This window comes from Actinopolymorpha sp. B11F2 (assembly GCF_040195635.1).
GTDB lineage: Bacteria > Actinomycetota > Actinomycetes > Propionibacteriales > Actinopolymorphaceae > Thermasporomyces.
Window position 1 is genome coordinate 83229 of sequence record NZ_JBEFTX010000002.1, and the last position, 11822, is coordinate 95050.

Annotated in this window: 12 protein-coding genes; 6 read left to right on the forward strand and 6 right to left on the reverse strand. The window is 67.1% G+C overall.

From position 1 onward, the window contains the following. The first annotated feature begins 109 nt into the window (after positions 1 to 109). Positions 110 to 1084 carry an aldo/keto reductase gene (locus tag ABN034_RS04285; protein ID WP_349689658.1) on the forward strand — a complete coding sequence of 325 codons (975 nt, stop codon included), beginning with the start codon at positions 110 to 112 and terminating at the stop codon, positions 1082 to 1084. Positions 1085 to 1137: 53 nt separating this feature from the next. Here the strand turns inward: ABN034_RS04285 and ABN034_RS04290 are convergent, their stop codons facing one another. After that, entirely contained in the window at positions 1138 to 1725 is a 588-nt protein-coding gene (locus ABN034_RS04290; RefSeq protein WP_349689659.1) for a dihydrofolate reductase family protein, read from the reverse strand. A 202-nt stretch (positions 1726 to 1927) separates the two neighbouring features. On the opposite strand from ABN034_RS04290, the gene ABN034_RS04295 reads away from it, so the two are divergent. Then, positions 1928 to 2644 (forward strand): VOC family protein, encoded by a 717-nt coding sequence (locus ABN034_RS04295; RefSeq protein ID WP_349689660.1) that lies wholly within the window; start codon positions 1928 to 1930, stop codon positions 2642 to 2644. 46 nt (positions 2645 to 2690) lie between these two features. Here the strand turns inward: ABN034_RS04295 and ABN034_RS04300 are convergent, their stop codons facing one another. Both ABN034_RS04300 and ABN034_RS04305 read right to left on the reverse strand, forming a co-directional pair. Next, positions 2691 to 3374, reverse strand: a complete 684-nt coding sequence (locus ABN034_RS04300; RefSeq protein ID WP_349689661.1) for a response regulator — start codon at positions 3372 to 3374, stop codon at positions 2691 to 2693. After that, entirely contained in the window at positions 3367 to 4446 is a 1080-nt protein-coding gene (locus ABN034_RS04305; RefSeq protein WP_349689662.1) for a sensor histidine kinase, read from the reverse strand. The genes ABN034_RS04300 and ABN034_RS04305 overlap by 8 nt, the downstream gene beginning before the upstream one ends. 116 nt (positions 4447 to 4562) lie before the next feature. On the opposite strand from ABN034_RS04305, the gene ABN034_RS04310 reads away from it, so the two are divergent. Next, a complete protein-coding gene (locus ABN034_RS04310; RefSeq protein ID WP_349689663.1) occupies positions 4563 to 5729 on the forward strand; it encodes an NYN domain-containing protein in 1167 nt (388 codons plus the stop codon). Positions 5730 to 5794: 65 nt separating this feature from the next. Next, positions 5795 to 7054, forward strand: coding sequence for an alpha/beta fold hydrolase (locus tag ABN034_RS04315; RefSeq protein ID WP_349689664.1), 1260 nt, complete (start codon positions 5795 to 5797; stop codon positions 7052 to 7054). A 43-nt stretch (positions 7055 to 7097) separates the two neighbouring features. Here ABN034_RS04315 and ABN034_RS04320 read toward each other — a convergent pair whose 3' ends face one another. Further along, positions 7098 to 8090 carry a zinc-binding dehydrogenase gene (locus tag ABN034_RS04320; RefSeq protein ID WP_349689665.1) on the reverse strand — a complete coding sequence of 331 codons (993 nt, stop codon included), beginning with the start codon at positions 8088 to 8090 and terminating at the stop codon, positions 7098 to 7100. A 129-nt stretch (positions 8091 to 8219) separates the two neighbouring features. Here ABN034_RS04320 and ABN034_RS04325 point away from each other — a divergent pair, with 129 nt between their 5' ends. Further along, positions 8220 to 9044 carry a phytanoyl-CoA dioxygenase family protein gene (locus ABN034_RS04325; RefSeq protein ID WP_349689666.1) on the forward strand — a complete coding sequence of 275 codons (825 nt, stop codon included), beginning with the start codon at positions 8220 to 8222 and terminating at the stop codon, positions 9042 to 9044. Between the two features lie 41 nt (positions 9045 to 9085). Beyond that, complete coding sequence (locus tag ABN034_RS04330; RefSeq protein WP_349689667.1) at positions 9086 to 9847, forward strand: SDR family NAD(P)-dependent oxidoreductase; 762 nt, start codon at positions 9086 to 9088, stop codon at positions 9845 to 9847. A gap of 75 nt (positions 9848 to 9922) precedes the next feature. Here ABN034_RS04330 and ABN034_RS04335 read toward each other — a convergent pair whose 3' ends face one another. Beyond that, positions 9923 to 10483: a GrpB family protein gene (locus ABN034_RS04335; RefSeq protein ID WP_349689668.1), complete on the reverse strand. Its 561-nt coding sequence runs from the start codon at positions 10481 to 10483 to the stop codon at positions 9923 to 9925. An 80-nt stretch (positions 10484 to 10563) separates the two neighbouring features. After that, a complete protein-coding gene (locus ABN034_RS04340) occupies positions 10564 to 11724 on the reverse strand; it encodes a GAF domain-containing sensor histidine kinase (RefSeq protein WP_349689669.1) in 1161 nt (386 codons plus the stop codon). Positions 11725 to 11822: the final 98 nt, after the last annotated feature.

The window sequence follows — 11822 nt, forward strand, 5'->3', positions numbered from 1 at the left end:
CTCCGGACTCGCGTGCGTCGTGGTGCGCTAGCGTGACGCGAATTGGTCTGGAATCTTGGGATCGGATTGGCGGTCCTGGTGGGCCATTCGGCCCGTACAGTCATGCAGCATGGACAAGCGAGTAATCGGTGGTATCGAGGTCAGCGGGTTGTGTCTCGGGGCGATGATGTTCGGGACAACGGTGGACGAGGACACCTCGTTCGCCTTGCTGGACACGTTTTTCGAGGCAGGCGGGACGTTCATCGACACGGCGAACTGCTATCAGTTCTGGGCCGGCGACGGGCAAGGGCATGAGAGCGAAGAGCTGCTCGGGCGCTGGCTGAAGAGCCGCGGACTGGCCACCGGCGCAGGACGCGAGCAGATCGTCATCGCGACGAAGGTCGGCGCCCGGCCCGATCGCGAGCGCGGGGACTCGTGGCCGGCCAACATCGAGGGGCTCTCGACCCAGGTGGTGACATCCCAGGTCGACGTCAGCCTGCGACGAATGGGCCTGGACTACGTCGACCTCTACTACTCGCATCACGAGGACCGGACAGTCCCACTCGAAGAGACGGTTGGCGCGTTCGCGTCGGTGGCGGAGTCCGGCAAGGCTCGTGCGCTCGGCGTCAGCAACGAACCGACGTGGCGGATCGAGCGCGCCCGGCGGATCGCCGCCTCGCACGCATGGCCGTCCTATGTCTGTGTCCAGCAGCGCCACACGTATCTGCAGCCGCGCCCCGGTGCCTACGACGCGTTCATGCCGGCCGCGAGCGGCGAACTGCTCGACTACGTACGAGAAGAAGAAGACGTCACGCTGGTTGCGTACTGGTCGTTGATGGGCGGCGCGTACACCGACCGTGCGGACAAACGGATCGACCCGATGTACGACCATCCCGGGGCGTCCGCGCGACTCGCGGCCCTTCGCTCGGTCGCGGACGAGCTGGGCGCAACACCGAACCAGGTGGTGCTCGCCTGGATGCGGGCGAGCTCGCCGTCGATCCTCCCGCTGTTCAGCGCGAGTTCGGTCACCCAGTTGAAGGAGTCGCTCGGATCGACGGAGCTGACGCTGACTCCGGACCAGATGGAGCGCCTCGACCAGGCCTGACTTTCAGCTCATCCGCGTTGGCGGTAGGCGACGAAGATCGGCTTCATGCGGTCTCAGTTGGTGTGACGTACGCGGTAACGGAGGTGCGTGACGTCTCGATCCTCGAGCCGGCGGACGAGATCGAGCTCGATGTGAGCACTACCGAGGTGGTCGAACAGCCTCCGGCCGTCCCCGAGGAGGACCTGAACCAGGTGGATCTCCATCTCGTCCATCTGCCCGGCTCGGAGAAGCGCTTGGGCGGCCCCCGCCCCGTGGACCATGACCGCGCGGTCCCCGGCGGCCGCACGAGCCTCGCGGGCACAGTCCTCGACATCGGTGACGAATCGCGCGTGGCCGGGCGGCACGTCCTCGTCGTCCACGTGGTGGGTGAGGACGAAGATCGGCACGCCGTCGTGATGGTCGCCCTGCCAACGCCCGGCGAGTTCGAAGGTACGACGGCCGGAGATCACCGCGCCGGTGGCCATCGCTTCGCGGTATACCTGCCCGCTGGGGCCGTCGGACTCCCGATCGTCAAGCCAGTTGAAGAGGCGTCCACCGTCGCGTCCGAGCTCCTGGCCGGGTCGATCGTCCGGGCCAGCGATATAGCCGTCGAGCGACATCGACATGTACAGCCGGATCGGATTGCTCAGCCTGGTCTCCATCTCTCCTCCATGACTGTGGGACGCACCGTTCCCGATCCTCGGTAGGAACGGGAGTGTCACAGGGAAAGACTTCAGATCAGCGACAAACTCATCGGTCCCACGAGTCGGCCCCATGGCCGACAAGAGCGATGTCGCGTCCCAGGCGACGGTGGTGAGACCGGAGACTTGATATGCAAGCCGAAACTTGCCTATCATGTCCTTGATGGTAGATGTCTTTGCTGCGCTGGCCGATCCGACAAGGCGCCTGCTCCTCGACGAGCTCGCGGCCCGGGACGGTCAGGCGCTGTTCGAGTTGTGTACGCGGCTGATCACGCGACACGGCGTCGCTATCACCCGGCAAGGGGTCTCCCATCACTTGGGTGTGCTGGAGGAGGCCGGCCTGCTCGCGGTGCAGCGCGAGGGTCGCACGAAACTGCACTTCCTGCGTACTGACGAGCTGGATCTCATCGGCCAGCGATGGAAGCCCAACCGAGACAGGGGAGCCGGCGTGCTCAAGATCAACGTGACGAGTGTCTTCGTGGACGACCAGGACAAGGCTCTGGCGTTCTACACCGACAAACTGGGCTTCCTGCCCAAGAACGATGTGCCGACGGGCGAATACCGCTGGCTCACGGTGGTGAGTCCGTCCGACCCCGACGGAGTGGAGCTGCTCCTCGAACCGAACGCCCACGAGGCCGCCAAGGCCTACCAGCGGGCCCTGGTGGAGGACGGGATTCCGGCGACGTCGTTCGCCGTCGAGAACCTGGAGAAGGCCCACGCCGACCTCGCCGCGAAGGGAGTGACGTTCGTGCAGCCGCCCACGGCGATGGGGCCGATGATGACGGCGGTCCTCGATGACACGTGCGGCAACCTCATCATGATCGCGGCGCCGGTCCCCGCATCGGACGCGGGGTCTCCTCGAGGGGACAGCGAGTCGTGACCGGGAGCCGCGGCGGCACGCTGCGGGGCCGGCACGTACATCGTCGTCAGGAACGGTTGCCGCTGCGGGGTTGGGCGATGCCGTGTTCCCAGGCCCAGGCGGCGATTCCGACCCGGTTGCGGATGCCGAGCTTGTCGCCGATGTTGGCGATGTGGGTCTTCACCGTTCCCGCCGTGATGTAGAGGTCGGACGCGATCTCGCTGTTGGTCTTTCCCATGGCGATATGGCGGGCGACCTCGATCTCGCGGCTGCTCAACGTCGCTCGTGCGGTGTCGCCAGCTGGTCGGGCTGTGCCGCCGAGAAGATGGCTGAGCAGGCGTACGGTGACCTCGGGACTGATGAGCATGTCACCGCTCATCGCCGCGCGGATGGATTCGATGAGCAGCGTGGGTCCGGACCGCTTCAGCAGAAATCCGCAGGCGCCGAGCGAGAGCGCTTTCGCGACGTACTCATCGAGATCGAACGTGGTCACCACGATCACCCGGATCCCTGCGCTGGCAGGAGATTCCATCAAGGTACGGGTGACCTCCAGCCCGTCGAGGTGCGGCATCCGGATGTCCATCAGGGCGACGTCCGGTCGTACATGGCGGGCGAGGTCAAGCGCGGCGCGGCCGTCGGCTGCCTCGCCGACGACGAGCATGTCCGGTTGGGAGTCGACGATCAGTTTGAAGGCCACTCGGATGTCGCGTTGGTCATCGGCCAGGAGGACACGGATCGGTTTGTCAACCACGGTTCGCTCCCGTGCGCGAGATGGGCATACAGGCGGCAACCGTCCACCTGCCGTGTTCGTCTGGCCCGGCGTTCAGGTCGCCGCCGAGGGCGCGCGCCCGTTCGCGGAGGTTGAGCAGCCCTCTGCCCCCGAGGGTACGGCTGACGCTGGTGATCCGAACGCCATGGCCGACGTCATTGCTGACGTGGACCTGAAGGACATCCTTGTCATCGACCCGCACCTCGATGGTGACCTGCTCCGTCGACGGGGCGTGCCGCCGGATGTTGGTCAGCGCCTCGACCACGATCCGGTACGCAGTCATCTCCACCTGCGGTCGTCGTAGCACCAGACGTTGGCTGCGTTCGTCCTGCGCCAGCGACACGTGACACTGCGGGCGTTCGACCCGGAAGCGCTCCACCAGGTCGGGGAGGTCCGAAAGCCTCGCCAACGGCGGCCGGTGGTCGTGGGAGTCGTGGCTGTCGGCGAGCATCGCGACCAGATCGTCCATGGCGGAGAGTGCCTGCAGGCCGGCCGTCTCGATCCGTTCGAGGGCCGCACGGAGTCGGGCGGGGTCGTCGGCGTGGACGAACCGCGCGGCCTGCGCCTGCGCGACAATTCCACTGACATCGTGTGCTACGAAGTCGTGAAGGTCGTGTGCGAGGTCGAGCCGCTGCGCCTGCCGGGCAGCGGTCACCGACCGGTCCAGTCGTACGGCCGCGATCCGCGGATAACCACCCGTCACCACCGCACCCACCGAGGCAAGTGACCACAACGCGCAGCCACCGATCACGCTCAGCGGCGTCAGCTCCTCCGTCGGCAGGAAGCGCACGATCCACAGGGTTTGCGCGGCCGCGATGACCGCGCCGACCAGGTAGGCCGTACGGGCCGGCGCCCACCGGACGACGAAGGCGAGCAGGAGCAGCAGGGCAACCACCTCGACGCTGCCGATGAGACCAGCGACCTGACTGGGTGCGGAGCCGGTGTGCACGACGTACGCCGTGGCGGCGAGGGAGGCGACGGCGACCACGACCGCGGGGATGACGACCCACGGGCGCGGCCGAGCAAGATCGGGTCGCCATCGGATGACCTGCATGCCCGTCAGATTAGGGCCTGGCAGGCGGCCGACCGCATCGGCCGATCGGCAGATGCCTTGAGAACCTGCCGATCGGGGGATGGTGGCCTTCGGCCGCGACGCGGACAGTGGCTGCCATGAACAGCATCGACGTTTCCTCAGGAACCGCGCATTTCGACGATCGACAAGGGTTGCCTGATCAACAGCTTGGCGGGCCCCACTCACCCGGCCGGCACCACTGGCGTGGCGCCCGGGCGGGGATGGTCCCCTATGTCGCTGCGGCACTGAGCGCGGGCTACGCCCTGGCAGGGTTGTACTGGACCAGCGGAGGTCACGGATTTCCGTTCGGAACCGAGAACGATCCGTTGGCCCACCATCAGTCCGTCCTCGAGCACGTGACCCGCGCGAATGCCGCTCCCTGGGTCGCGGCGGCCGGCCTGTTCGGGGTCTGCGTCGCACTGGCGATGGTTCGCTTGCGCTCGATGGGAGTCGTCGGACGGCTGCTCCTAGGCGCCGCCTGGCTCCAGGCAGTTGTGTACTCCCTCGTCATCCCCGACGGGCGACCGTTGGTGGCGGCAGCGCACATCCCGATTCTCCTGGCCGGAAAGCCGTTCGGGTGGCCGCCGGGGGTGACGATCTCCAGCCAGGTGTCATGGCCGGTCGCCAACCAGCTCATCCTGATGTTCCTCGGTGCGACCTGGGCGGCATCGGCGGTCATCTTCCGGCGCCGCGCCGTGGGGGCCTGCAGCGTATGCGGTCGTACGCAGGTTCCGGCGAGTTGGACGACCCCACAGTCGGCCGCGCGGTGGGGCCGCTGGGGGGTGGGCGCCGCCATCGCGGTGCCGGCCGTGTACGCCGCCACCCGCCTCGCGTGGGCCGCAGGTATCCCGCTCGGTGTCTCCCGGAGGTTCCTCACCGAGCAGGCCGCGGACACCCCCGAGATCTTCGTCGCCGGAGCGTTCATGGCCGCGCTGGCTCTGGGCGGAGCCACGTTGACCCTCGGGCTCGTGCGGCGGTGGGGCGAGGTGTATCCGCGCTGGGTACCGTGGCTGCGGAACAAGCCCGTACGCCCGCGTACGGCCATCATTCCCGCGACGGCGGTCGCGTTCCTGATCACCGGGCCGGGAGTGGGCTGGGTCCGCTCGGCGGTACTCGGCTACTTCCCGGAGGGGGCGATGGGCGAGGACTGGGGGACTGTCGCTCCCGGCGCTCTCTGGCCACTCTGGGGCATCGGGCTCGGTGCCGCCACGTACGCCTACTACCTGCGACGTCGCGGCCAATGTGCCGTCTGCGGCCGCCGATGAACAGGGGGTGGATCCGCCCTTCGGCAGATGGCCGGGCGGGTGCCGTCGGGCGAGGATCGGGCACCATGAAGCGGTTACTTCCCCTCATTCTGGCGTTCGGCGTCTCCGGTCTTGGCGGCCTCGGTGCGTTGGTCGGGGTCGCGGCGGTCAGCGCGACGCCAGCGTTGTTCCTGTCCGCGGGGCTTGTGGTGTTCGTAGGTGCGAGCATCGCCCTGGTCGTTCTGGTGACCCGACGCTGGCCCGACCGGACCCGCAGGCGACGCCGAGCGATCCTCATCGGCACGACTGCCGGGATCATCGGCTTCACCTTCACCGTCGTCGTGCCTCCAGCCGAGCCGGCGCTCCCACCCGAGCCGGTGGCCGGCCAGGCATCCGTCCTCCTGCCGACGGGTTCGCGGATCGCCTACGTGCGGCGTCCGGCGACAACTCGGGAGCACGCCGAGCCGATCATCTTCCTGCACGGCGGTCCTGGCGTGCCCGACCTCGCCGGCGACACGGCGTACTTCGGCCAGCTCACCCGCGACGGCCACGACGTCTACGTCTACGCCCACATCGGTTCGGGGGCGTCGGCGCGGCTGGCCGACCCGGCGGAGTACACCATGGACCGACACCTCGCCGACCTCGAGGCATTCCGCCGCCACATCGGCGCCGACCAGGTGACGCTGATCGGGCACTCCTTCGGCGCGAGCCTGGCCGCCGCCTATGTCGCTGACCACCCGTCCAGGGTGGTGAAGGCGGTGTACTCCTCACCCGGAGACCTCGACCCGGCGGCGGGAGGTGCGAGCCTCACCCCTCGGCTCAGCCTCGGCCGGAAGCTGCAGGTGTACGCGTACCTGATGCGGCCGCGCGACCTGCTGGCGTACACCTTGGTCCAGGTCAATCCGAAAGCCGCACACACGTTGACCGGTGACGCGGACATGGACGCCCGCTTCGACGCCCACTACAACCGGACCCGCTCGGCGTTGCGTTGCGACGGGCGGCCCGGTCCTGAGCTGCACGGCCTGGGCGCCTACGCCAACCTGTATCCGCAGTCGGCGGTCCGGTCACGAGCCCGCGACCGCCGAGCCGACCTTGCCCGCGCCGGCGTACCAGGGCTGGTGATCAAGGGATCCTGCGACTACCTGTCGTGGTCGTCCGCGATCGGCTATCTGGACGTGCTTCGAAAAGGCCGGCTGGTCTACCTCCGCGGTGCTGGACACAACGCCTATCAGGAGCGGCCGAACGCCTTCCTCGCCACCGTCCGGGCCTTCCTCGCCGACGATCCACTTCCAGTGCGCCCCTACCAGGGCCGGCAACAGCCACCCGAGTTCGAAGGACCCGCCTGACCTAGACGGTCATCAAGGCGAGAGGGCACCCGCGCGGCTTCCTCTACCGCCAGTCGAAGATCACGCCCATGGTGGCTGAACGGTCGGCGTCGAGCAGTGCGTACGCATCGGCACAGTCGAGGGGCGTGAACCTGTGTGTGACGAGAGTGGCCATTCCCGCGAAGCGCCCCGACGCCACGAGGCCGAAGAACAGCCGGCGTACCTCGTGTTCACGTTCGCCCAGGAGGTGGCGGCCATGTGCGCCCACCACCGTGAGGCCACGAACGATCAGGTCGGAGCTGAGCCGCTGCTGGGAAGGATCACCTACGTCGCCGACGACGACCACACGGCCATGGTCGGCCACGGCAGCCAGCGCATGAGTGAGAACGTTCGGGTCGGCTGTGCAGTCGATGATGGTGTCCGGCGCCGCGATTCCCGACAGGCCGTCGGCCAGGTCCTGCTGCAGGACCGTGGTGGCGCCGCCCGCCTGGGCGAGGTCGAGCCGTAGTCGCCCACTGCGGTGCACCACGACAACCTCGGCCGCTCCAGAAGACGCCAGCCAACGTACGGCCATCTGACCGATCGGGCCGGCCCCGACGACCAGCGCCGAACTGCCAAGACGGGCGTGCGAGGCTTCCGCGCCGACGAACCCGACCTTGGCCACCGCGAACCACGCGGCATCCTCGTCTGAGACGTCGTCAGGCACCCGCGTGCACAAGCTGGCGTCGGCGACATGGTGCGACGCGTGGCCGAGGAGCGCCACAACCCGGTCACCTGAACCGAAGTCGCCCGTGACGTCGCTGCCGACGTCGATGACCTCGCCCACGAGCGAGTACCCGGGTCGATGGGGATAGCTGAACCACCGGTCCCAGTGCGTTCCGGGTGCGAAGCTGCCGTGGTACACGATCCCCTCGGTGCCCGTACTGATCAGAGATACGCGAGTGCGCACCAGAAGCTGACCAGGATCGAGACCGGGTAGCTCGACCTCGCACAACTCGACCTTGCCTGGCCGCGGAAAGACGACTGCTTCGGCCATGTGCCCCCGTTCTTTCGTCAAGGCACCCAACATAGACGCTCACCTGGGAGGTGGCCGTCGGAGACTACCTGGCGTGCTCGACCCGGATCAGGGGAGATCAGGCTGTCCCACACTCGCCATTGCCTGGCCGAGCTGTGGCAGGTGAGACTGATGTCGACGATCAGTACGACACGAGTGGCGGAAGGGACGATGGTGATGGCGGAGAGCGTTGATGCCGTCGACATGGCAGCGGTCATCCGCGACGTGACGGCTGAGGAGGTCGCGTTCTACGAGGAGAACGGCTGGGTGAAGTTGGACCGGCTGGTCACTCCTGAGTACGCACGAGAACTTCGGCGCGTGGGCGAAGCGCACGAAGACGGCATCCATCCGCCGGGTTCGTGGAACTCCCTCGCGACCGATCCCGGCGTCGAGCCGTTTCGGGCGCTCATGTTCAGCGAGCGCATGGGTCGCAATGCTGAGCGACTGATCAACAGGAGGCGCCTGACAGACGTGCAGGTGCCGTTGCGATACCGGGCCGACCACTTCGTCCGTCGCCCCCCGGGCGGCATCCATGGAACTCCATATCACCAGGACTCGGTCGAACATGGCTCGGATCGGGCCGGCGAGCTGCAGTTCTGGCTTGCGTTGGACGAGGTCACTCCGGAGATGGGTGCGATGCGGTTCCTGTCCGGCGTCCATCGCGCTGGCCCGCTGGGTGCTGTGCTGCGGGACGAGCGGGACCTTCTCGAGCAGTATCCGAAGCTGCTGGATCTCTATCAGCTGTCGCCGCCGTTCCACTACCAGCCCGGAGACGCGACCGTCCATCACGGTTACATGGTTCACGGTGCGCCGCCGAACACGAGCGACCGGGCACGGTGGAGCTACATCTTCTCCTACACACCCGCAGACACCCGCTGGCCGCACGGCGTCACGAAGAACTGGGGAAGCGAGAAGGTTCCGCTCGATGGCGCCAGGAACCCGATCGTGTATCCCTAGGCCGGGGTACGAAACGGCACTGGCGCTCGACAGGAGACACGATGATCGATCTTTCTGGCCGCCACGTCATGATCGTCGGCGGCAGTCGCGGCATTGGCGCGGCCACCGCACGGATGGCGGCTTCCGCCGGAGCGGCGGTGTCGTTGACCTATCGTCAGCACGCCGACCAGGCGGCCGCCGTGGTCAAGGACATCGAGCAGCTGGGCGGACGCGCGAGTGCCTACTGTGCTGATGCCGCCGACGCCGATGCGATGACCCGCGCGTTCGGTGACGCGGTAGCCGCCCTCGGGCCGTTGCAGGGTCTCGTCGTCTCGGCAGGCATCTATGCCGACACCTGGTTGCCCATCGACACCCTGACGACCGAGGCATGGGACCTCGTGATGGCGGTCAACCTGCGCGGGACGTTCACCGCCGTGCAACTGGCCGCCCCGCACATGCGCGCGGCCGGAGGCGGCAGCATGGTGATCTACACCTCGACAGCAGGCCAGTCCGGCGCGGGCGGCAACTCGGCCTATGCCACGTCCAAGGGCGCACAGATCGCGTTCATGCGTTCGGCGGCCAGCGAACTCGCACCCGACCAGATCCGGGTCAACTGTATTGCGCCGGCATGGACCGAAACGGAGACCGCGACCGCCCTCATCGACAAGTTCGGTCGTGAGGCGATCCGGTCGCGGTGTCCGCTGGGCCGGACCGGGCTTCCCGACGACATCGCCGGGCCGACGTGCTTTCTGCTCAGCGATCTGGCGTCGTACATGACCGGATCAACCCTGACCGTCGACGGTGGTCAGGCGATGCGAGGCTGACGACGGCCACCGAGGTGACTGTGGGTCGTTCCGTGACTCGTCACGGGACGTTGCGCTGGGGATCCATGACCGGAGTTACCGAGGAACGTCCTCGTGCGACGGCACCTGGTTACCGTCGATCGATGCGCGTTCGACGTCACTCACACCGCCTTCGGCGAGGATCTTCTGCACCATGGCGTTCTTTCCACGGCCATAGTCGTCGATAGTCGCCGCCGTGGCCCCGACCTGCTTCTTGACCGTGGCGTACTCGTCCCGCAGGTCCGCGTCGGAGCGGAGCGTGTCCCGGACGACGAGGTGGTTGCGCAGCGACAACGACCCCTCGACGACCACGTAGGTGTTGGTGCCGGCGAACCGATCAGGCTCCTTGAAGGCCCACCTCTGCGGAATCCCGAGTTCGCCCAGCGGGCTGAAGCCCAAAGACACCAGGACATCTGAGGCGGCAGCGACATCAGCTTCCACGACAATGATGTCGCAGTCGATCACCGGCTTCGCGGCCAGGCCAGGCACCGAGGTACTCCCGACGTGCTCGATCGCCATGACAGGTACGCCAGCATCGGCCATCGCCTTGGCGTACTCCTGTCGAAGGGCCTCGAACCGCCGCGGCCATGCAGGGTCATAGTCGACAACCGTGATCACGAGACCGCACTCTAGCGACCGTGCTCCTACCTGATCGCGCGCATCCTCCCCGATGCGTCAACGCCGGGCATGATCACGGTCTACGACTGCCGTTCGAGGGGCACGCACCAGGAAAGCGTCGTTCCGGGCGGCGCTGCCGCCTGGACCGCCACGGTTCCTCCCAGCCGCTCGGCTCTATCCCGTAGCCAACCAAGCGTGCTGCCTCCGGCCAGGCGCTCCCCTGACTGGCCGTTGTCGTTGACGGTGAGAGTGAGGTGGTCCGCCGCCACCTGCACGTTCACGTCGATCCTGCTCACGGCTGTGTGGGTGGCGACGTCGGCAAGCGACTCGCGGACCGCGAGCACGAGCTCAGATCCCACGTGCGCGGGCAGGCGGTCATCCAGTCGGCCGCACACCACGAGGCGCGGCGTGAAGCCCAGCACACTGCTGGCAGCGTCGACCTCCTCCACCAACTGCACACTCACCGGTTGTTGGTCCGTGGCTCCGGCTTCACCGCAGGCGAAGACCGCAGGTCCGATCCGGCGGATCGTCTCGTCGATGTCGTTGATGGCGTGGCCCAGGCGTCGGCGGACCTCCGCTTGACCGGCCATACCAGTGAGCACGTGCAGGTGTGTGCCGATGGCGAACAACCGGGTGACAGCAACGTTGTGCAGCTCTCTGGCGATTCGGTCGCGATCCTCCATCACCAGCATCTGGGCGCGGGCCTGCTGCAGGGCCAGTGCCACCTCGCCAGCGAAGACCTCCATCCAAGGGACTTCCTGCTCGGCAATATCGGTATACGGCGAGCCGCATCGCCAACCGGCACACATGACGCCGAGGACGGTTTCACCCGCAACCAGCGGAAGGTACATAGCAAGGCCGATGGCAGACATGGTCTCGGCCAACTCGCTCGGTGGGTTGTAGGCAGGATGACTCGTGATGTCGCGGCTGATGATGCCTTTGCCCGACTGGGCGACCTGGGTCCACAATGCCTGCTTGTTGTTCAACAGGATATGGCCGGCCAGGTGCTCGGCACCCATTCCGTCGGCAGCTTCGACGATCGCGGTGCCTCTCGGATACCTCGGGTCCGCCAGGCTGATCGACACATAGTCAGCCGCGGAGACCTCCCGCAGCCTCCGAGCTACCACCCGTAGCGACTTTCGGAGATTGGTTTCTCGCAGCAACACCCGAGTGATCTCCGATGCCGCCATAAGCCAGTTTCTCGAACGATCCTCTACTTCGTACGAGATCGGAAGGACCATATGACCACCGAGTTGTTGATTGCCACATTTCGCGTACGGCCCATCTGATGCTGTGCCGCACCTCCATGAGGAGCGCCCTACACATGCGGCATGAACAG